This window comes from Pseudomonas sp. CFBP13528 (assembly GCF_005233615.1).
Taxonomy (GTDB): domain Bacteria; phylum Pseudomonadota; class Gammaproteobacteria; order Pseudomonadales; family Pseudomonadaceae; genus Aquipseudomonas; species Aquipseudomonas fluorescens_AM.
In genome coordinates this window covers 217404-238469 of record NZ_QGAJ01000007.1, presented here as the reverse complement: position 1 = coordinate 238469, position 21066 = coordinate 217404, and the positions used below count along the sequence as shown (strand labels likewise).

Genomic DNA, 21066 nt, shown 5'->3' with positions numbered 1-21066 from the left:
CCAGAGCCTGCCCGTCGTTATGGATCACCAGCCGCCCAAGCCGCGCAAGAGCATGCATGCCCAGATCGTTCAGGACTTGGGCATGCACATCGTTTCCGGTCGCTTCAAGCCCGAAGAAAGACTGCCCATGGAAGCCACGCTGTGCGAGGAATACAAGGTCAGCCGTTCGGTGCTCCGCGAGGCGACCCGGGTGCTCAGCGCCAAGGGCCTGGTGTATTCCAAGCCCCGGGTGGGCGCCGTGGTGCGGCCGCGCTTGAAATGGCACCTGCTCGACCCGGACGTGCTGTCCTGGTTGATGCAGTCCACGCCCCACAGTGAATTCTTCAACACCCTGGCTGGGGTGCGGCGCATTCTCGAACCGGAAATCGCCGCCATGGCCGCGACCACCGCCACCGATGAAGACATCGCCACCATCGAACACGCCTACCAGGGCATGGAAACCGCCAAGACCCACGACGAGCTGTTGCAGGCCGACCTGGATTTTCACCGCGCGATTGCCGACGCCACGCGCAACGACCTGCTCGCCTACATGTGCAACATGCTCTCGCTGCCCTTGCGCGAATCGATCAACATCACCAACCGCCGCCCGGACATCCAGGGCCTGAGCCTGCCCCGGCACAAGGCGATTCTGACCGCGATCCAGAACCGCGATGCACTGGGCGCGCGGCATGCCTCGCTGGTGCAGCTGGATGACACGCGGGTGGCGCTGGATACGGTGATGAATGTGTTGACGCCGTTGTAGCGCGCCCAGGGTATAAATGGGATCAGATGTGGGAGGGGGCTTGCCCCCGATGGCAGTGGATCAGTCTCAATATTTTTGACTGATACACCGCCATCGGGGGCAAGCCCCCTCCCACATCTGGAACTGTGTACAACCTCAGAGGGTGTAGGCGATTCCGACCTGCACCGTGCGCGGTGCGCCTGGGTAGGCGTAGATATTGCCGAAGGCGCCCTCTTCATACTCACGGTTGAACAGGTTTTTCACGTCCAGATTGACGCGTACCTGTTCATTGATTTTGTAGTACCCGAGCAGATCGACCACGGTGTACGCGTCCATCGAGAAGGCCGTGTTGGCGGTCTGGCCGGCGCGCTGGTCGACGTATTTGCCGCCGGCGCCAAGGCCCAGCCCTTTCAGAGCGCCGTCCTGGAACTCGTAGACGTTGAGCAGGCTGAAGCTGTTGCGCGGGATGTTCATCAAGCGCGTGCCGGAGCGCAATGTGTTGTCGCGGGTGACTTCGGCATCCACGTAGGCGTAACCGCCGATCATGCGCCACTCGGGTGTGAGGTTGCCCGCCACGTTCAGGTCGAACCCGCGGCTGCGCACCTGGCCGGCAGCGACGCTGAAGGTGTTGTCCACCGGGTCGGTGGTCAGCACGTTTTTCTTGTCGATCTGGTAGATCGCCGCGTCGACGCTCAGTTGGCGGTCAAGCGCTTCCCACTTGATACCCATCTCGTAGGACTTGCCCTTCTCCGGTGCGAAACCACCGCCCTCACGGCTGGCGCCGGTGTTGGGCTTGAACGAACGTGCGGCGTCGGCATACACCGCGACGGTGTCGGTAAGGTCGTAGATCACCCCCACTCGCGGGGTGACGGCATTGTCGGCGGCCTGCCAGTTTTTACTGCCCGGCACGAAGGTGTCGTAAGCGTGTTCAAAACGTTCGAAGCGCGCACCCGCGAGCACTTTCAAGCGTTCGGTCAAGGCGACCTGATCCTGCACAAACGCGGCGTAGGTCTTGAGGTTTTCTTTGTCGTGGGTGGGCGTGCGGGTCAGCGCCGGACGAGGCTGGCCGTACACCGGGTTGAAGATGTCGATTGGGTAAGTCCCCGCAGCGGCGCTGGAACGCTGGATGATCGACTTGTAATCGTAGTCCTCGTACTCCACGCCTGTGAGCAAGGTGTGGTCGAACCCGCCAGTGGAAAAATGCCCGGTCAGGTTGAGCTGGTAGTCCTTGTCGGTCCACTCCAGCTTGCGGTAGTTGAAGTTGCGTTGCAGGGTGCGGCCATCGGCGCCCAGGCTGCCCGGCCCGTTGGCCTCGATGGCGTTGCCTTTCAAACTGCCGTCCAGCCACTGGAAGCCGCCGCCGAGGGTCCAGTTGTCGTTGAGCGCATGTTCGAAACGCAATTGCGCCATGTTGTTGTCGTTGTGCAGCTTGCCGGCGTCCTTGTCGCCCCAGAACGTGTCGCGCGAGGGCGTGCCGCGCTGGTTGGGCAAGCGCGTCAGGCCACGGTCCAGCGGATGATTGTTGCGCATGAAGTCGCCTTCGAAGATCACCTTGGTGTCATCGCTGGCCTGCCAGGTGATAACCGGCGCCACGCCGTAACGCTCGGTCTCGACGTGATCGCGAAAGGTGTCGCCGCCCTCGCCCACCACGTTCAGGCGATAGGCCAGGCGGCCTTCTTCGTCCAGCGGGCCGGAGGCGTCCAGGGTGCCGCGCTGCATGCCCTGGTCATTGACTTGGCTGCCCAGGGTGACGCTGCGTTCGGCCAGCGGCTGCTTGGACACCACGTTGAACGTGCCACCCGGGTCGCCACGGCCGTAGAGCATGGTCGCGGGGCCGCGCAATACCTCCAGGCGCTCGATGGTATTGGCATCCGGCATGTTCGGGTAACCCCGATTGATCGGGAAGCCGTTGCGGTAAAATTCACCGGTGGTGAAGCCACGCACGGTGAAGGTGGTCAGGCCCTGGCCACCGAAATTGTTGGCGCGGCCCACGCCGCCGGCATAGTCGAGGGCATCCTGCAGGCGCGTTGCGCCGATGTCTTCAACCACATCCTTGGACACCACGCTGATGGACTGCGGGGTTTCATGAATCGAAGTGTCGGTGCGCGTCGCACTGGCTGATCGTGTGGCGTGGTAGCCCTGCACCGGTCCCTGGGCCGACTCGAAATCCGCCGTGGCGGTCACATTGGTCGCTTGCAGCTCAATGCCGGCTTTGTCAGCAGGGGCGTCCTCTGCCCAGGTAAAGGGCGAAAACGCCTGAAGCACACAGATGGAAATCAGGGTACGACGCATGGATGTTGAACCTAGTGAATGAGCCAGATGGGGCGGCAAACCTGCCAAGAATTCGCCGCGCATCATATATCAAACAATTCTCGTTTGATATCGGTTCTCATTTGTTGTTTTTCGTGTATCAACTTTGTATGGAGTGACTCGGAGTTATCTGAGGCATGAAAAACAAAATGTGGGAGGGGGCTTGCCCCCGATAGCGGTGTATCAGTCGAAACTATCGAGACTGACCCACTGCTATCGGGCGCAAGCCCCCTCCCACAGGAAAGCGGCTACCCTACAACCCGCTAGCTCAACGATAGCGTTCCAACCAATGCGCGTAAGGCGCCGGCAGGGTCCAGGACGATTTGTCCACGCCCAGCTCCTTGGCCGCAAAGTAGGCCCAATGCGGATCCGCCAGGTGTGCACGGCCCACCGACACCAGGTCAAGATGCCCGGCCTGCAGCGCGCCTTCGGCCAGTTGCGGCGTACCAAAGCCCCATGCCGACGTCACCGGAATGCCCGCTTCGCGGCGCACACGCTCGGCGATCGGGCCCATGAAGGCCGGCCCCCACGGGATGTTGGTGTCGGGAATGGTGAACCCGACGCTGACGCTCAGCAGGTCCAGACCACCGGCCTTGAAGCGGCGAGCCAGTTCGATGGACTCGGTCAGGGTCTGCTCGTCGCGACCGTCGTATTCGATCACACCGAAGCGTGCGGTAAGCGGCAGGTTTTCTGGCCAGACTTCACGCACGGCGGCCAGGGTTTCCAGGAGGAAGCGGCTGCGGTTGTCGAAGCTGCCACCGTAGGCGTCGGTACGCTGGTTGGAGTGTTCGGAGAAAAAGCTCTGGCCCAGGTAACCATGGGCGAAGTGCAGTTCGATCCACTCAAAACCGGCATCACGGGCGCGACGGGCGGCGTCGACGAAATCCTGCTGGACGCGGGCGATATCGTCCAGGGTCATGGCACGCGGCACGTTGGGCAGGTTCGCGCCGAACGCGATCGCCGACGGGGCGATGGTTTCCCAGCTACGGGCATCCGAGGCAGGGATGTGGTCGTCACCTTCCCATGGACGATTGGCGCTGGCTTTGCGACCGGCGTGGGCAATCTGGATGCCCGGTACGGAACCTGCGGCCTTGATGGCCTTGACCATCGGCACGAAGGCCTCGGCATGGGCATCGCTCCAGATACCGGCGCAGCCTGGGGTGATACGCCCCTCGGGCGCGACGGCAGTGGCCTCGACCACCAGCAGGCCGGCACCGCCGCGGGCCATGCCGGCCAGGTGCACGTGGTGCCAATCATTGACCATGCCGTCGTCGGCCATGTATTGGCACATCGGTGGAATGGCAATGCGATTGCGCAGGGTAACGTCTTTGAGTTTGAACGGTTCGAATAAAGCAGACATCAGATACTCCGAGGGAAAGGTGAGTGATTCGATAGTTCGATGGTAATCGAACTATGGTATTCAGTGCTACCCCCCTGTTATGATTCGCCCCATGCGCGCCTTCAAACACCCTACCCCGCAAGAACTCACGCTGGAGCGTCTGCTCTACGCTCTCAGCGACCCCGTGCGCCTGGACATCGTGCGCTGCCTGGCCGGCGTGCCCGAAGCCACCTGTGGCGAACTGGACGGTGGGCGACCCAAATCCAGCATGTCCCATCACTTCAGGGTATTGCGCGACGCCGGCCTGGTGAACACGCGCAATGTGGGCACCACCCACATGAACTCGTTGCGGCGTGAAGAGCTCGAGGAGCGCTTCCCCGGGTTGCTGGCCAGTGTGCTGGCCCAGCGCTGACCGACTCGACCCGCGCTTCAGGCCGCGACGGGGCGCAGCGGTGCGCCATCCAGATGCACACAGTCCTTGCCATTGCGCTTGGCGCCATACAGGTTCTTGTCGGCGATCTTGAGTACCATCGACAGTTCGTCACCTGACGCAAAGCGCGCCATGCCGGCACTGCACGTATAGTTGTGCGGGGCCGCGACGCTGCAACGGATCGCCTGCAGCAAATCCAGCACAAACTCGCAGGCAAGCGCCGGGTCATCGCCTTGCAACAGCACCCCGAACTCTTCCCCGCCGATCCTGCCAAAGCTGTAGCTGCCTTTGGCGTTTTTCAGGCAGAGCGCCATGGCGCGCAGAATCTTGTCCCCGACGTCGTGGCCATACAGGTCGTTCATGGCCTTGAAACTGTCGATGTCGAGCATGATGAAGTAGCCACCGTGGCCACTGTCGAGCAACTTTTCGAAGCTCTGCATGAACGCTCGCCGGTTGAGGATAGACGTCAGGTAATCGGTCTCGGCCAAGGCGCGAAACTCACTTTCCACCAGCAACACCGAACGCAGGTTCTTCAAGTACGAGTAACTGAGGATAAAACCGATCGACACCGACGAGGCGCAAAATATCAACAGATAACCCTGGGTTGCGGCATACAGCTCGGCCTGCATGGGCGACCACAGGATGAGCCACACCGACAGCGCGCCGACCAGATAGTCCTGAACGCTGATAAACAGGATGGCGCTGCCGACCACCAGGGTGACCGCCAAGGGCAAGCCATAGATACGCAGTTGCGGATTCAAGTGAATCACATAGGCAAACCCCACGGACAACAGCACGATATAGATCACCCCCAGCAATCGCCACAGCAGAAAATTCGTGGTCAGCGAATGAACACGGCAGACAAGCAACAGGCCAAGGGTGACACTCAACATACAGAGATCGAACAGCGTGGCCTGGATCCAACCGATACCGGTCCAGGCAATGATGCCTATCCATTCGGCTTGCGTGACCGCAGGCGACAGCAACCTGCGCATCCTGGGTCTTAACTTCAAGTGAGCCGGCATCCTTACGCTCCCATTTCAATAGCATGCAGGCCTACCGCAAATGAAAAGGCCATGAACCGCTTTACCAGGCTGACGAAGGGTGGCAGCACTTCCAGGCGGGTCTTGGAGTGCGCTTTGAAATAGCCCTTTTCCACGCCCTCTTGAACCATTCGGATAATGTGGGTCTTGGACACCGAAAGTTGCTTGGCCAATGCCAGATAGGACGATGACCTGAACGTTGCCCGATCATTTTCCGGCGCAAAGGCATCGTTATAAATGGCCAGCATCAACAGGTGTCCGGCGTCTCTTTTCACCAGCCAGTAACACTCGGGCAGCAATACATCGACCGTAAGGTCGGCGTCGAGAATAATGGCAAAGCCCCTGAAGTAGAGGGCCAGGAAGCCGCGATCATCCAACTCGCGCATTTGCCGGAAGATCGCCCGGTCAGGGTACAGCCGCGCCAACGACTCAGTGAGCGAGGTCAACATCAAGCGTGCTTCGCGGCAGGCCTCGTCCGAGGGCGCATACACCCGAAAACGACTGTCTTCCGGGTGCGGCGCCACCTCCATGAAGCCCAGCGCGCGTAGTAACAGAAACATTGACTCCAGGCTGTTTTTCGAACAATACCTGCGCGTTACGCACAGGGTTTTAACTTCGGACAACAACGGTAACGGTGTGGCGAAGTACTCACTCAATAACGCAAACGACACCATCAAACGACTGTATTTAAGTGCACTCTTGTAGAAAAACGGTCGTCTGGAATAGGGCACGAGCAGCACGTGGTAATGCGCTCTCAAGCACGATTCAAAATCCTTATGACGTTCGAGCGCTTGCGCGGTATTACACATAGCCGACTTCAACGAACTGACATGCATGAAAGAGCCCTGATCATCCAACTTGATTCCTGATCTCAGCTACGAAATCCCTGCAGCCCGGCCCCAAAACAAATCACGTGGTAAACCCTGCGGTTAATGGCTTTTTGCCTCGAACGCAATGTACAGCGATTGCTGCGCAAGACGTCATCAATACCAAAGTTGTTCCAGTTTCCCAGGTGGTCTCAGGCCTCGGCAGTTCGAAGATACTTCCTGTTACATTCCTGCCGACACAGGGCCTTGCCGTGACTAAAACATCCAACCGGGTCTCGCCGGGCGAACCTTCATCCGCCATCGGCGTCGTAACCTGGCACTGTCGCCAACTGCACGCCGCGAGGTTCTCGTTTGAAAGCTGCCCTTCTCAAGAAATACCGCCTGATCATCAAGACCATGGGCTATGTGGGCTGGGCCCTGTTCTGGCTGTTGTTGTGGGATATCGCCGTCACGGTGGATTTCATGCTGTTCCTCAACACCAAGATCAACCTGCCGCTGATGCCCCTGACCTTGCTGGGTTCGGCGCTGGTGGTGCTGATCAGCTTTCGTAACAGCAGTGCCTACAACCGCTGGTGGGAAGCGCGCACCTTGTGGGGCGCGATGGTCAACAACTCGCGCAGCTTTGCGCGCCAGGTGCTGACCTTGCTGGACGATCCCGACAGCGAAGTGAACCCGATCAAATCCACCCTGCTGCGCCGTCATGTGGCCTATGTGAATTGCCTGGCCGCGCACCTCAAGGGCGAGCCCTGCCCGGAGGAAGTGCGCGCGTTCATCCCTGACGAGGAATTCGCGCGCAATGGCGCCACCAACAACTTTGCCAACGATATTCTCACCGGCTCGGCCGCCTTGCTGGCGCGCGAATACAAGGCCGGTCACCTGGACAGCATCCGCCTTGCGCGACTGGAGTCGACCCTGGTGGACCTGTCCAATGCCCAGGGCGGCATGGAGCGCATCGCCAACACGCCGCTGCCCTACCCTTACGTGTATTTCCCACGGCTGTTCATCTCGCTGTTTTGCCTGATCGTCCCCGTGGGCCTGGTGGAATCCCTCGGCTGGTTCACCCCGCTGGCCTCTACGGTGGTGGGCTTCATGCTGCTGGCGATCGAACGTATCGGCACCGACCTGCAAAGCCCGTTTCGCTCCAGCGAACATCAGATCCAAATGGAAGCGATCTGCGAAACCATCGAGAAGAACCTGCAGTCCATGCGCCGCGACGCCCTGGCCGGCGATCAGATCGGCTGAGTCCCCGCCCTTCCCCCTCAAGTGCCGGCGCCCTCGGTCGATAAACCGAGGGTACGCATGGCCTCGCCCCCATAACAACGCATGCGACGCTTAGCACGACCGTTTCCCCCTTGCCAAAACTATAAATACCCGCGGGTGAAGTCATGAATATCAAGCAGAAGCTGACATGGGCGTTTGCGGCCATCGCGTGCGTGCCGGTCATCCTGGTCGCCGTTATCGTGGTGCTGAACGTGCGCGAAGGCGCCCTCGCCAACTTTCTCGACAGCAGCGGTCGCGAGATCCGCCAGATCGACAATGGCATGAAGCAGTTTTTCGACGGCATCAGCCAGAACGTGGAGTACGTGGCCAAGGACCCGCGCGTTGTCGCGGCCAAGGACCTGAAAAGCTACGCCGGCGCGGACGCCGCGCAAATCCCCCTCACACCGACCAATACCGAACTGCTGGCGATATTCGACCAGTTCGCCAAAAGCCACCCCAGCACCGCCTACCTGTCCCTGGGCCTGCGCGACGGTGGCTACGCCAGTTGGCCGGACGACACCAAGCTGAACAACTACGACCCACGCGTGCGCCCCTGGTACCAGGCCGCCGTCGCTGCGCCGGGCAAGACCGTGCGCACCGGTGCCTACTACTGGGCCCCGGACGACGTGGTGCTGATCGGTACCGTGCGTACCGTCGCCGATGCCGCCGGCGACATTCTCGGCGTGGTCGGTCTGGACGTATCGCTCAAGCAACTCACTGAACTGGTGCGCACCATCAAGCTTGGCGACAGCGGCTACCTGATGCTGGTGGAAGGCAACGGCAACGTGCTGGTGGACCCCAGCGATGCCAAGCACAACTTCAAGCCCCTGGCCGACCTGGGCCCCAACTACGCCGAACTGGCCAAGGGCGGCGACGGTGTGACCCAGGTCGACATCGACGGCGTGGCCTACATGGCCAACGTGGTCAGCTCCAAAGACCTGGGCTGGCGCTTTATCGGGCTGATCAAGCGCGATGAAGTGATGGCCGGCGCCACCCGCCTGACCTGGTTGATCGCGGCCATCGCCGCCGTATTGGCCGTGGTGTTCGCCATCGTCGGCGCGAGTTTCGCCAGCATGATCGTGCGCCCGATTCGCGGCGTGGCCGATGGCCTGCAAGAGATCGCCGAAGGTGAAGGCGACCTCACGCGCCAGCTCAAGGTGCAAGGCAAGGACGAAACCGCCAGCCTGGCCGGCTGGTTCAACCAGTTCCTGAGCATGATCGCCCAACTGGTGCAGCGTATCGGCAACGCATCCTCCGACTTGCAGACCGCCGCCGCCGACACCAGTGAAGTGGCCAATAACATGAACCAGGCCGCCGGTCGCCAGCGCGAAGCCGTGGAACTGGTGAGCACCGCCTTCAACGAAATGGTGGCTACCGCCAATGAAGTGGCCCGCTCATGCAGCGCCGCGGCGGTGAGCGCCGACGAAGGCTATCGCGACGTGCACAACGGCCAGCAGCACATCGGCGAAGCCACCGGCAGCGTGCTCAAGCTCAGCGAAGATCTGCAGAAGTCGACCCAGACCATGCAGTTGCTGGAGCAGGACAGCCAGAACATCAACACCATCCTCGACACCATCCGTTCGATTGCCGAACAGACCAACCTGCTGGCGCTCAACGCCGCGATCGAAGCCGCCCGCGCCGGCGACCAGGGCCGCGGTTTTGCGGTGGTGGCCGACGAGGTCCGCGCCCTGGCCCGACGCACTGCCGACTCCACCGGCGAGATCGACAGCCTGCTGGGCAATCTTGCCCGTCGCACCCAGGAAGTCACCCAACAGATGCAAGGCAGTTTGCTGGTGTCGCACACCAGCGTGGAGCGCATCCAGCAGGCCCGCGACAGCTTCGACAAGATCCGTGGCTCGGTGGACTCGATCCGCGACCAGAACACCCAGATCGCCACCGCCGCCGAAGAACAGCACCAGGTGGCCGAGGAGATCAACCGGCACATCGCGCAGATTCATGCCGATGCACAGCTGGTGGAAGGATTTGCGCATACGGCGCAGACCGGGTCGGGTCGGTTGACCGATATTTCCGGCCAGCTCAAAGGCTTGGTGGGTCGCTTCAAGTTCTGACCTCCCCTCCCAAAGCAGGCGGTGAACCCTTCACCGCCTGATCGCTGCACACCTCACCTCCTCAACAACCCCGCACGCTTGCCCGGGATCTTGCCGCTCGCCTATTGCGCTTCTGGTATTATGGTATACCATCATACGCAGACCCTCACTTAGACGGAGCAGCCCATGAGTTTCGAAATCCGCAAGATCGTCAGTTATGTAGAAGAGACCTTTATCGAGGGCGGCAAAGCCTCCGACACGCCTGTGAAAATGGTCGGTCTGGCCGTGGTGCTGAAAAACCCCTGGCTGGGTCGTGGTTTTGTCGAAGACCTGAAGCCGGAGATCCGCGCCAACTGCTCCGACCTCGGCGCGCTGATGGTCGAGCGCCTGGTGGGCATCATCGGTGGCGCCGAGAACATCGAGGCCTACGGCAAAGCGGCCGTGGTGGGCGCCGATGGCGAGATCGAGCATGCGAGCGCGATCATCCATACCCTGCGCTTCGGCAACCACTACCGTGAAGCGGTCAAGGCCAAGAGCTACCTGAGCTTCACCAACAAGCGCGGCGGCCCGGGTACCTCGATCCAGATTCCGATGATGCACAAGGACGACGAAGGCCTGCGCTCGCACTACATCACCCTGGAAATGCAGATCGAAGACGCGCCGCGCGCTGACGAAATCGTCGTCGTGCTGGGCTGCGCCGATGGCGGTCGCCTGCACCCACGGATCGGCAACCGTTACATCGACCTGGAAGAGCTGGCGGCTGAAAAAGCCCAGTAAGCGACACCGGCCATAAGAAAAAGCATGCAGGAGCGCTCCATGATTCGGCTCACCGCTGAACACACCCCGGCGGGTACCAGTTACCTGGCGACCGGCCAAGGCCAGCCTGTGGTTTTGATCCACGGCGTGGGCCTGAACAAAGAAATGTGGGGCGGGCAAATCGTTGGCCTGGCCACGAATTACCATGTGATCAGCTATGACATGCTCGGCCATGGCGCCAGCCCGCGCCCAGCCGCCGGCACGCCGTTGCTCGGCTATGCGGACCAGTTGCTGGAACTGCTTGACCACCTGCAACTGCCCCAGGCCACGGTGATCGGATTTTCCATGGGCGGTTTGGTTGCACGGGCGTTTGCCCTGCATTACCCCGACCGTCTCAAAAGCCTGGTGGTACTTAATAGTGTGTTCAACCGCAGCCCCGAGCAGCGTGCCGGCGTCATAGCGCGCACGGCCCAGGCCGCCGAGCACGGTCCGGATGCGAATGCGCAAGCGGCGCTGTCGCGCTGGTTCAGCCCTGAATACCAGGCGGCCAACCCGGCGCAGATCGCCGCGTTGCGCCAGACCCTGGCGGGCAACGACCCCCAGGGCTACCTCACCACCTATGAGCTGTTTGCGACCCAGGACATGTACCGCGCCGACGACCTCAAAGGCTTGCGCGTGCCCACCCTGGTCGCCACCGGCGAACTGGACCCCGGCTCGACGCCGGAAATGGCCCGACAACTGGCCGACCGTATTCCCGGCGCCACGGTTGCGGTGCTGGCCGAGCAACGGCATATGATGCCGGTGGAATCACCGCGCCTGGTCAATAGCCTGTTGCTGGGGTTCCTGGACACCGTGTACGCCCAAAACACTCCAATAAAGGGGATCGTTGCATGACACTCGCACGCTTCCAGATGTGCATCGGCGGTGAATGGGTCGATGCCCTGTCCGGCAAGACTTTCGACAGCCTCAACCCGGCCCTGGCCGAACCCTGGGCGCAATTGCCCGATGCCGATGAAGCCGACGTGGACCGCGCCGTACAGGCCGCGCAAACGGCTTTCGAGAGTCCGGTCTGGCGCGGCCTCAGCGCCACGGCACGGGGCAAATTGCTGCGCCGCCTGGGTGACTTGATCGCCCAGAACATCGAACAACTGGCGCAATTGGAAAGCCGCGACAACGGTAAGCTGATCCGCGAGACCCGTGGCCAGGTCAGCTACCTGCCGGAATTCTTCCACTACACCGCAGGCCTGGCCGACAAGCTCGAAGGCGGCACCTTGCCGCTGGACAAACCGGACCTGTTCGCCTACACAGTGCACGAAGCCATGGGCGTGGTCGCCGCGATCATTCCGTGGAACAGCCCGTTGTACCTGACCGCAATCAAGCTCGCGCCGGCCCTCGCGGCGGGCAATACCATCGTGATCAAACCCTCGGAGCACGCCTCGGCAACCATCCTGGAATTGGCGCGCCTGGCCCTCGAAGCCGGGATCCCGCCGGGCGTGGTCAACGTGGTGACCGGCTACGGCCCGAGTACCGGCGCCGCCCTCACCCGCCATCCGCAGGTGCGCAAGATCGCTTTCACCGGCGGTGCGGCCACCGCACGGCATGTGGTGCGCAGCAGTGCGGAGAACTTCGCCAAGCTGTCGCTGGAACTGGGTGGCAAGTCACCGAATATCATTTTTGCCGACGCCGACCTCGATAGCGCCATCAACGGTGCGATTGCCGGGATCTATGCGGCGTCCGGGCAGAGTTGCGTGTCCGGTTCGCGCCTGCTGGTGCAGGATGAAATCTACGACGAATTCGTCGAGCGCCTGGTGGCACGTGCCGAGCGCATCCGCATCGGCAACCCTCTGGACGATGCCAGCGAAATGGGCCCCATGGCCACCGCCCAGCAGTTGGCTGTGGTCGAAGGGCTGGTGGCGGACGCCATCGCCGAAGGCGCACGCCTGCGCACTGGTGGCAAGCGCCCGCAGAACCTCGGTGAGGGCTGGTTCTATGAGCCGACATTGTTTGAGTGCGACGCCAACTCAATGAAAATCATGCAGGAAGAAGTGTTCGGCCCGGTGGCTTCGGTGATCCGTTTCAAGGACGAAGCCCAAGCGCTGGCGATTGCCAACGACTCGCAGTTCGGCCTCGCCGCCGGCATCTGGACCCGCGACCTGGGCCGCGCCCATCGACTGGCCCGGGACGTGCGCTCGGGGATCATCTGGGTCAACACCTACCGCGCCGTCTCGGCCATGGCGCCCATCGGCGGCTTCAAGAACAGTGGCTACGGACGCGAAAGCGGCATCGATTCGGTGCTGGCCTACACCGAGCTGAAGACGGTGTGGATCAACCTATCCCAGGCGCCCATGCCTGATCCCTTTGTGATGCGTTAAGAGGCCACACCCATGATCGAACCCGGCATTTACAAAGACGTCATGAGCTCGTTTCCTTCGGGCGTCACGGTGGTCACCACCCTCGACCCGGACGGCGGCATCGTCGGCATTACCGCCAGCGCATTCAGTGCGCTGTCGATCGACCCGGCCCTGGTGCTGTTCTGCCCCAACTACGCATCGGACACCTACCCGATCCTGCGCGACAGCAAGCGCTTCGCGATCCACCTACTGTCCGCCGGCCAGACCGCCGAAGCCTATGCCTTCGCCAGCAAAGGCAAGGAAAAGGCCAAGGGCATCGAGTGGCACCTGAGCGACTTGGGCAACCCGCTGCTGGCCAACGCCACGGCCATCATCGAGTGCGAGTTGTGGCGCGAATACGACGGCGGCGACCACGCGATCATTGTCGGCGCGGTGAAGAACCTGATCCTGCCCACACAGCCGGTCACGCCGATGATCTATCACAAAGGCAAGCTGGGCCCGCTGCCGACCCTGGCCTGAGGAGCGCTGAACCATGAGCAACGACAAATATGCACAAGGCCTGAAAATCCGTACGCAGGTCTTGGGTGAAGCCTACGTACAGCGTTCAATCGACAATGCCGATGACTTCACCCGACCACTGCAGGAGATGGTCACCGAGTACTGCTGGGGCCATGTGTGGGGCCGGGAGGGTTTGTCGCTTAAGGAACGCAGCATGATAAACTTGGCAATGATTTCGGCCCTCAATCGGCCTCACGAACTCAAGCTGCACGTGCGCGGCGCCTTGCGCAACGGGCTGAGTCGTGAACAAATACGCGAAATTCTGCTTCAGGTCGGCATTTATTGCGGGGTTCCCGCCGCCGTGGACAGCTTCCGGCTGGCCCGTGAAGCCTTCGCGCAAGCCGATGCCGAGGCCTCCAGTTAACCGCTACATTCAGAGCAAACCCCATGAAACGCGCGCCCCTCGACGACAGCTTCAAGGTCAATCACAACCCGGTCACCCTGCGCGAAATCGTGCTGGAGAAACTGCGCAGCGCCATCATGAATTTCCAGCTGCTGCCCGGTGACCGCCTGGTGGAGCGCGACCTGTGCGACCGCCTTGGCGTCAGCCGCACGTCGGTGCGCGAAGCCTTGCGCCACCTGGAGTCCGAAGGCCTGGTGGAATTCGCCGATGCCAAGGGCCCGCAGGTGGCGATCATCACCCTGGCCGATGCCGTCGATATCTATGAACTGCGCTGCGTGCTCGAAGGCTTGATCGTGCAGCTGTTCACCCTGCGCGCCAAGGCCAAGGACATCAAGGCCCTGGAAAAAGCCCTCGAGGAAAACCGCAAGGCCCTCAAGGAAGGCGAACTGCAGCAAGTGATCGACTCCGTGCAGGGCTTCTACGATGTGTTGCTCGAAGGCTCCGGCAACCACGTGGCCGCCACGCAATTGCGCCAGTTGCAGGCGCGCATCAGCTACCTGCGCGCAACCTCGGTGTCCCAGCAGAACCGGCGTGGCGCCAGCAACCAGGAAATGGAACGCATGGTCCAGGCGATCAAGAGCGGCGACCCCCTTGCCGCCCACCAGGCCTGCGTCGATCACGTGCGTGCGGCGGCAGCCGTGGCCCTGGATTACCTCAAGCGCAAACAGGAAGAAACCGGCAAGCTCCCCGAGATAACCCTGCCCATCGCGCTCAAAGAACCGCGCATAGGTCACTGACCGTGCCCAGCCCCAGCTTCTGCCCGACCTGCGGCGGCCGTGACCTTAGTCATCAGCTGCCACCGGGCGACACCCACGAGCGCCTGATGTGCCGGGGCTGCGGCTACATCCACTATATCAACCCCAAGATCATCGCCGGATGCATCATCGAGCAGGACGGCAAATACCTGCTGTGCCAGCGCGCAATCCCCCCGCGCCCCGGCACCTGGACGCTGCCGGCGGGCTTCATGGAAGGTGGCGAAACCACCGAAGAAGCGGCGTTGCGCGAAGTCTGGGAAGAAACCGGTGTGCGCGCCGAGATCGTGTCGCCCTACTCGATCTTCAGCGTGCCGAAGATCAGCGAGGTGTACATCATCTTCCGTGCCATCGCGCTGGAGACCACCGGCCAGTTCGGCCCGGAAACCCTGGCCTACACATTCTTCGCCCCCGAAAACATCCCCTGGGACAGCATCTACTACCCGGCGATCCGGCAGATCCTGGAGCGCTATATCGAAGAGCGCCAGGCGGGGGTGTACGGCATCTATATGGGGAATGATGACAGCGGCAAGATTCACTTCATGCGCTGATCTTCAGCCCAGAATCAGTTCAAAATGTGGGAGGGGGCTTGCCCCCGATAGCGGCCTGTCAGTCAGCTTGTTTATAACTGACCCACCGCCATCGGGGGCAAGCCCCCTCCCACATTTGGACCACACTCGGTCTCGTGTGGCCTAGGATGCCAGCCCTTCCACGATTATGATCTGCGCCTCCCCCACCCCCGCTCTGTGCCCCTTCGCCTCCTGATATTCAGCAGACTCATAGCACGCCACCGCCTGCTCGTAGCTATCAAACTCAATCACCACATTGCGCTGCCGTGCCGGCCCGCCTTCCAGCGCCTCACTGCGCCCGCCCCTGGCCAGAAATCGTCCGCCGAACTTCGCAAACGCCGCCGGGGCGCGCTGGGTGTACTGGGTGTATTGCTCTGCATCGGACACGTCCACATGGGCAATCCAATAGGCCTTCATCGAGACATCCTCTTGTTTGGAATTTGTGGTATACCATAATACATACAACCAACAAGCAGAGCACTCCCCATGCCCTTCAACAACATCGCAGACATCATCGAAGACTACCGCCAGGGCAAGATGGTGCTTCTGGTGGACGACGAAGACCGGGAAAACGAAGGCGACCTGCTGCTGCCTGCGGCGTGTTGCACCGCCGAGACTATCAGCTTCATGGCCCGCGAGGCCCGTGGCCTGATCTGCCTGACCCTCACCGATGAACATTGCCAACGCCTGGGCCTGGAGCAGATGGTGCCCAGCAATGGCAGCGTGTTCAGCACTGCGTTTACCGTGTCCATCGAAGCCGCCACCGGCGTGACCACCGGCATCTCCGCCGCCGATCGCGCACGCACCGTTGCGGCGGCTGTGGACATCAACGCGGGGCCCGCCGATATTGTGCAGCCAGGGCATATCTTCCCGTTGCGCGCCCGGGATGGTGGTGTGCTGACCCGCGCCGGCCACACCGAAGCCGGTTGCGACCTGGCGCGCCTGGCCGGGCACACACCGGCCTCGGTGATTGTCGAAGTGATGAACGACGACGGCACCATGGCCCGCCGTCCCGAGCTGGAAGCCTTTGCCCGCAAGCACGGGATCAAGATCGGCACCATCGCCGACCTGATCCACTACCGCCTCAGCACCGAACGCACCGTGGTACGCATCGGCGAACGCGACCTGCCCACGGTGCACGGCACCTTTCGCCTGATCACCTTTGAAGACCGCATCGACGGCGGCGTGCACATGGCCATGGTCATGGGCCAACTGCGCCGCGATGAACCGGCGCTGGTGCGTGTGCATGTAATCGACCCGCTGCGCGACCTGGTCGGCGCCGACTACAGCGGGCCGTCCAACTGGACCTTGTGGGCCGCCCTGCAACGCGTGGCGGCAGAGGGCTGCGGCGTGGTGGTGGTGCTGGCCAACCATGAATCGTCCCAGGCACTGCTCGAACGCGTACCGCAGTTGACCCAGGCGCCACGTCAGTTCAGCCGCTCCCAATCACGGATTTACTCGGAAGTGGGTACCGGCGCGCAGATATTGCAGGATCTGGGCGTGGGCAAACTGCGCCACCTCGGACCACCGCTGAAATACGCAGGCTTGACCGGTTACGACCTGGAAGTCGTGGAAAGCATCCCCTTCATCTGAGGTGAGAAACCCAGCGCCGGCGGATAGCCGGTATGGCAAAGTGCTTGCGCAAAGTTTGGAATACCATAATATGATATTCCATGGTCCGGACACCCCCAATAAGTGGTCCGGACCGACTGCTCCCGATAGGCGGGCACTCCAAAGCCCCGCTCATAAACACAACAATGAGGGCGTAAACATGGTGTTGAACAAAGGTACAACCGCGCTGCTGTTCGCGGGATTGTTGAGCGTGGCCTCCCACGCGGCCATGGCAGCCGAAAGCGTCAATTTCGTCAGCTGGGGCGGCAGCACCCAGGATGCGCAGAAGCAGGCGTGGGCCGATCCTTTCAGCAAGGCCAGCGGCATCACCGTGGTCCAGGATGGCCCCACCGACTACGGCAAACTCAAGGCCATGGTTGAAAGCGGCAACGTACAGTGGGACGTGGTGGATGTCGAAGCCGACTTCGCACTGCGCGCCGCCGCCGAAGGCCTGCTCGAGCCCCTCGACTTCTCGGTGATCCAGCGCGACAAGATCGACCCGCGCTTCGTCTCCGACCATGGCGTCGGCTCATTCTTCTTCTCCTTCGTGCTCGGCTATAACGAAGGCAAGCTCGGCGCCGGCAAACCGCAGGACTGGAGCGCCTTGTTCGACACCAAGACCTACCCCGGCAAACGCGCCCTCTACAAATGGCCAAGCCCAGGCGTGCTCGAACTGGCGCTGCTGGCCGACGGTGTTGCAGCCGACAAGCTCTACCCCCTGGACCTGGACCGCGCCTTCAACAAACTCGACACGATCAAGAAAGACATCGTCTGGTGGGGCGGCGGCGCGCAGTCGCAACAGTTGCTGGCCTCCGGCGAAGTCAGCATGGGCCAGTTCTGGAACGGTCGCATTCACGCCTTGCAGGAAGATGGCGCACCGGTGGGCGTGAGCTGGAAGCAGAACCTGGTGATGGCCGACATTCTCGTGGTGCCTAAAGGCTCGAAAAACAAAGCGGCCGCGATGAAATTCCTGGCCAATGCCAGCAGCGCCAAGGGCCAGGCTGATTTCTCCAACCTGACCGCCTATGCACCGGTGAACATCGACAGCGTGCAGCGCCTGGATTCAGTCCTGGCGCCCAACCTGCCGACGGCCTACGCCAAGGACCAGATCACCCTCGATTTCGCCTACTGGGCCAAGAACGGCCAAGCCATTGCGACACGGTGGAATGAATGGCTAGTCAAATGAAAATGACGGCAACCACGCGGGCCGAAGGCGCCATCGGCGGTGCCGTTGGCGCCAGGGTCGGGGCGCCGTCCCTGGCAAGGCGTTGGCGCGGATCGAGCAACCTGATCCCGGCACTGCTGTTCCTTGGCCTGTTCTTCCTGGCGCCGCTGATCGGCCTGCTGCTGCGTGGCGTGCTGGAGCCGGTGCCGGGCCTGGGCAATTACGAACAGCTGTTTGCCAATTCCGCGTATGCGCGGGTGTTGCTCAATACCTTTTCGGTAGCCGGCCTGGTGACGCTGTTCAGCCTGCTGCTGGGCTTTCCGCTGGCCTGGGCGATTACCCTGGTGCCGCGCGGCTGGGGCCGCTGGATCTTGAGTATCGTGCTGCTGTCGATGTGGACCAGCCTGCTCGCCCGCACCTATTCCTGGCTGGTATTGCTGCAGGCCTCGGGGGTGATCAACAAGGCGTTGATGGCCATGGGCATCATCGATCAACCGCTGGAGATGGTGCATAACCTCACCGGCGTAGTGATCGGCATGAGCTACATCATGATTCCGTTCATCGTGTTGCCGCTGCAGGCGACCATGCAGTCCATCGACCCGATGATCCTGCAGGCCGGCTCCATCTGTGGCGCCAGCCCGTGGACCAACTTCTTCAGGGTGTTCCTGCCGCTGTGTCGGCCGGGGTTGTTTTCCGGCGGGCTGATGGTGTTCGTGATGTCCCTCGGTTACTACGTCACCCCGGCCCTGCTGGGTGGAGCGCAGAACATGATGCTGCCCGAGTTCATCATTCAGCAGGTGCAATCGTTCCTCAATTGGGGCCTGGCCAGTGCCGGTGCGGCGTTGCTGATTTTCATCACGCTGGTGCTGTTCTACTTGTACCTGAAGCTCCAGCCGGAATCCCCGGTTGGCGCCAGCAACGCGAGGTAAGCCGTCATGCTCCTGACCCCCAACGCCATGAGCCGCAGGATGCGCCTGGGCCTCTACACCACCACCGGTTTGATTGGCCTGTTCCTGCTGCTGCCGATCGTATTCATCGTGTTGCTGTCGTTCGGTTCGTCGCAATGGCTGGTGTTCCCGCCACCGGGCTGGACGCTGAAATGGTACGGCCAGTTCTTCTCCAACCCCGACTGGATGAACGCGGCGATGGCCAGTCTCAAGGTGGCGGTGCTGACCACGTTCTTCGCCGTCGCGCTGGGGCTGCCGACCGCCTTTGCCCTGGTGCGCGGACGCTTCCCCGGTCGCGAGCTGCTCTACGGTCTGTTCACCCTGCCGATGATCGTGCCGCTGGTGATCATCGCCGTGGCGGTGTACGCGCTGTTCCTCAAGCTCGGCTACACCGGCACGATGTTCGCCTTCGTGGTCAGCCATGTGATTGTCGCGCTGCCGTTCACCATCATCTCGATCATCAACTCGCTGAAGCTGTTCGACCAGTCGATTGAAGACGCGGCGGTGATCTGCGGCGCCTCGCGCGTGCAGGCGGTGTTCAAGGTGACCTTCCCGGCGATTCGCCCAGGGATGGTGGCCGGTGCGCTGTTCGCCTTTCTCGTCTCGTGGGACGAAGTGGTGCTCAGCGTGATGATGGCCAGCCCGACCCTGCAAACCCTTCCCGTCAAAATGTGGACCACCCTGCGCCAGGACCTGACGCCTGTGATCGCCGTCGCCTCGACGTTGCTGATCGGCCTGTCGGTACTGGTCATGGTGATTGCCGCCGCCCTTCGTCGGCGCACCGAAACCCGCGCCTAGGCGCCCAGGAGCAGAACATGAGTGCAGTGATCCAAGATGCCACGCAGAACCCCGGCCAACCCCTGGTGAGCCTGCGCAACCTGAACAAGTACTACGGCGACTTTGCCGCCGTGGACAACATCTCCCTGGACATCCAGGACGGCGAGTTCCTCACCTTCCTTGGTTCCAGCGGCTCGGGCAAGAGCACCACCCTGTCGATGCTCGCCGGCTTTGAAACGCCGAGCAGCGGCGAGATCCTGGTGAGTGGGCAATCCCTGGTCAACGTGCCGCCGCACAAGCGCGACATCGGCATGGTGTTTCAACGCTACTCGCTGTTTCCGCACTTGTCGGTGCGCGACAACATCGCCTTCCCCCTGGCCATCCGCAAACTGGCCAGCGCCGAACGTGAGAAACGCGTTGACGCCATGCTCAAGCTGGTGCAGCTGGAACCGTTCGCCCATCGCCGCCCTTCGCAACTCTCCGGCGGCCAGCAACAACGCGTCGCCATCGCCCGCGCGCTGGTGTACGAGCCGCGTATCCTGCTGATGGACGAACCCCTCGGCGCCCTCGACAAGAAGCTGCGTGAAGACCTGCAGGACGAGCTGCGCCAGCTGCACCGGCGCCTGGGCATCACCATCGTCTACGTGACCCATGACCAGGAAGAAGCCATGCGCCTGTCCCAGCGCATCGCGATTTTCAGCCACGGCAAAATCGTCGGCCTGGGCAGCGGTTTCGACCTGTACCAGAACCCGCCGAACGCGTTTGTCGCCTCGTTCCTGGGCAATTCCAACTTCCTCAAGCTCAAGGCCCAGGGCAATGCGGCAGCGTCGTTCGAAGGCCAGTCGCTGTCGATCCGCCTGACCACCGGGCTGCGCACCGAGCAGGACGTATTGCTGATGGTGCGCCCGGAAAAGGCCCTGGCGCTGAGCGTCGAACAGGCCACCGAGCAACCGCTGGCGGCGGGCTGGAATGAGGTTTCGGCGATTGTCGGGGAGGTGCTGTTTCTGGGCGAGAGCCAGACGTGCGCGGTGAAAACCCTGGGTGGGACTTCGATGACGGTCAAGGCGCTGTCTGCTGCGGGCATGCCGCTCAAGGCCGGTGACCCGGTGCGGGTGCGCTGGGCCACGGCGGATGCGTGTGTGTATACGCAGTGGGCCGAGAGTGATTTGAACAAGGCGGCCGGGGCGCATTGAGCCTGC

At 62.0% G+C, this 21066-nt stretch carries 21 protein-coding genes; 16 read left to right on the top strand and 5 right to left on the bottom strand.

What is annotated here, in order from left to right:
- The first annotated feature begins 19 nt into the window (after positions 1–19).
- Positions 20–742 carry a FadR/GntR family transcriptional regulator gene (locus PspCFBP13528_RS16175; protein WP_065952741.1) on the top strand — a complete coding sequence of 241 codons (723 nt, stop codon included), beginning with the start codon at positions 20–22 and terminating at the stop codon, positions 740–742.
- Between the two features lie 135 nt (positions 743–877).
- Here PspCFBP13528_RS16175 and PspCFBP13528_RS16170 read toward each other — a convergent pair whose 3' ends face one another.
- Positions 878–3013, bottom strand: a complete 2136-nt coding sequence (locus PspCFBP13528_RS16170; protein ID WP_137200661.1) for a TonB-dependent receptor — start codon at positions 3011–3013, stop codon at positions 878–880.
- Between the two features lie 286 nt (positions 3014–3299).
- A complete protein-coding gene (locus PspCFBP13528_RS16165) occupies positions 3300–4391 on the bottom strand; it encodes an NADH:flavin oxidoreductase/NADH oxidase (protein ID WP_101220917.1) in 1092 nt (363 codons plus the stop codon).
- Between the two features lie 91 nt (positions 4392–4482).
- On the opposite strand from PspCFBP13528_RS16165, the gene PspCFBP13528_RS16160 reads away from it, so the two are divergent.
- The gene (locus PspCFBP13528_RS16160; RefSeq protein ID WP_065952744.1) at positions 4483–4782 is read left to right on the top strand and encodes a helix-turn-helix domain-containing protein; all 300 of its coding nucleotides are present in this window, start codon (positions 4483–4485) and stop codon (positions 4780–4782) included.
- A 17-nt stretch (positions 4783–4799) separates the two neighbouring features.
- Here the strand turns inward: PspCFBP13528_RS16160 and PspCFBP13528_RS16155 are convergent, their stop codons facing one another.
- Together PspCFBP13528_RS16155 and PspCFBP13528_RS16150 are read right to left on the bottom strand one after the other, a co-directional pair.
- Positions 4800–5825 carry a GGDEF domain-containing protein gene (locus tag PspCFBP13528_RS16155; RefSeq protein ID WP_065952745.1) on the bottom strand — a complete coding sequence of 342 codons (1026 nt, stop codon included), beginning with the start codon at positions 5823–5825 and terminating at the stop codon, positions 4800–4802.
- A gap of 2 nt (positions 5826–5827) precedes the next feature.
- A complete protein-coding gene (locus tag PspCFBP13528_RS16150; RefSeq protein WP_175413314.1) occupies positions 5828–6679 on the bottom strand; it encodes a hypothetical protein in 852 nt (283 codons plus the stop codon).
- A 342-nt stretch (positions 6680–7021) separates the two neighbouring features.
- Here PspCFBP13528_RS16150 and PspCFBP13528_RS16145 point away from each other — a divergent pair, with 342 nt between their 5' ends.
- From PspCFBP13528_RS16145 to PspCFBP13528_RS16105, 9 genes are all read left to right on the top strand, one after another.
- A complete protein-coding gene (locus PspCFBP13528_RS16145) occupies positions 7022–7912 on the top strand; it encodes a bestrophin family ion channel (RefSeq protein WP_065952747.1) in 891 nt (296 codons plus the stop codon).
- Positions 7913–8055: 143 nt separating this feature from the next.
- Positions 8056–9999 carry a methyl-accepting chemotaxis protein gene (locus PspCFBP13528_RS16140; RefSeq protein WP_137200659.1) on the top strand — a complete coding sequence of 648 codons (1944 nt, stop codon included), beginning with the start codon at positions 8056–8058 and terminating at the stop codon, positions 9997–9999.
- 165 nt (positions 10000–10164) lie between these two features.
- Entirely contained in the window at positions 10165–10755 is a 591-nt protein-coding gene (locus PspCFBP13528_RS16135; RefSeq protein ID WP_049708911.1) for an amino acid synthesis family protein, read from the top strand.
- A gap of 39 nt (positions 10756–10794) precedes the next feature.
- Positions 10795–11628 (top strand): alpha/beta fold hydrolase, encoded by an 834-nt coding sequence (locus PspCFBP13528_RS16130; RefSeq protein ID WP_137200657.1) that lies wholly within the window; start codon positions 10795–10797, stop codon positions 11626–11628.
- Positions 11625–13106, top strand: coding sequence for an aldehyde dehydrogenase (locus tag PspCFBP13528_RS16125; RefSeq protein WP_065952750.1), 1482 nt, complete (start codon positions 11625–11627; stop codon positions 13104–13106). Before PspCFBP13528_RS16130 ends, PspCFBP13528_RS16125 begins: the two co-directional genes overlap by 4 nt.
- 12 nt (positions 13107–13118) lie before the next feature.
- Positions 13119–13604 carry a flavin reductase family protein gene (locus PspCFBP13528_RS16120; protein ID WP_065952751.1) on the top strand — a complete coding sequence of 162 codons (486 nt, stop codon included), beginning with the start codon at positions 13119–13121 and terminating at the stop codon, positions 13602–13604.
- Between the two features lie 13 nt (positions 13605–13617).
- Positions 13618–14007: a carboxymuconolactone decarboxylase family protein gene (locus tag PspCFBP13528_RS16115; protein WP_065952752.1), complete on the top strand. Its 390-nt coding sequence runs from the start codon at positions 13618–13620 to the stop codon at positions 14005–14007.
- 23 nt (positions 14008–14030) lie between these two features.
- On the top strand, positions 14031–14783 hold the full coding sequence (locus PspCFBP13528_RS16110) for a GntR family transcriptional regulator (protein ID WP_065952753.1): 753 nt from the start codon (positions 14031–14033) through the stop codon (positions 14781–14783).
- 2 nt (positions 14784–14785) lie between these two features.
- Positions 14786–15349 (top strand): NUDIX hydrolase, encoded by a 564-nt coding sequence (locus PspCFBP13528_RS16105; protein ID WP_065952754.1) that lies wholly within the window; start codon positions 14786–14788, stop codon positions 15347–15349.
- Positions 15350–15490: 141 nt separating this feature from the next.
- Here PspCFBP13528_RS16105 and PspCFBP13528_RS16100 read toward each other — a convergent pair whose 3' ends face one another.
- On the bottom strand, positions 15491–15784 hold the full coding sequence (locus PspCFBP13528_RS16100; protein ID WP_101220921.1) for a DUF1330 domain-containing protein: 294 nt from the start codon (positions 15782–15784) through the stop codon (positions 15491–15493).
- 69 nt (positions 15785–15853) lie between these two features.
- Between PspCFBP13528_RS16100 and ribBA the strand changes: the two genes are divergently transcribed.
- The 5 genes from ribBA (at position 15854) to PspCFBP13528_RS16075 (ending at position 21060) form a co-directional block, all read left to right on the top strand.
- A complete protein-coding gene (gene ribBA / locus PspCFBP13528_RS16095; protein ID WP_137200655.1) occupies positions 15854–16960 on the top strand; it encodes a bifunctional 3,4-dihydroxy-2-butanone-4-phosphate synthase/GTP cyclohydrolase II in 1107 nt (368 codons plus the stop codon).
- Positions 16961–17138: 178 nt separating this feature from the next.
- A complete protein-coding gene (locus tag PspCFBP13528_RS16090; protein WP_065952757.1) occupies positions 17139–18164 on the top strand; it encodes an ABC transporter substrate-binding protein in 1026 nt (341 codons plus the stop codon).
- Positions 18165–18166: 2 nt separating this feature from the next.
- Positions 18167–19072 (top strand): ABC transporter permease, encoded by a 906-nt coding sequence (locus PspCFBP13528_RS16085; protein WP_241669099.1) that lies wholly within the window; start codon positions 18167–18169, stop codon positions 19070–19072.
- A gap of 6 nt (positions 19073–19078) precedes the next feature.
- Positions 19079–19888, top strand: a complete 810-nt coding sequence (locus PspCFBP13528_RS16080) for an ABC transporter permease (protein WP_065952759.1) — start codon at positions 19079–19081, stop codon at positions 19886–19888.
- Between the two features lie 17 nt (positions 19889–19905).
- Complete coding sequence (locus PspCFBP13528_RS16075) at positions 19906–21060, top strand: ABC transporter ATP-binding protein (RefSeq protein WP_137200651.1); 1155 nt, start codon at positions 19906–19908, stop codon at positions 21058–21060.
- Positions 21061–21066 lie beyond the last annotated feature (6 nt).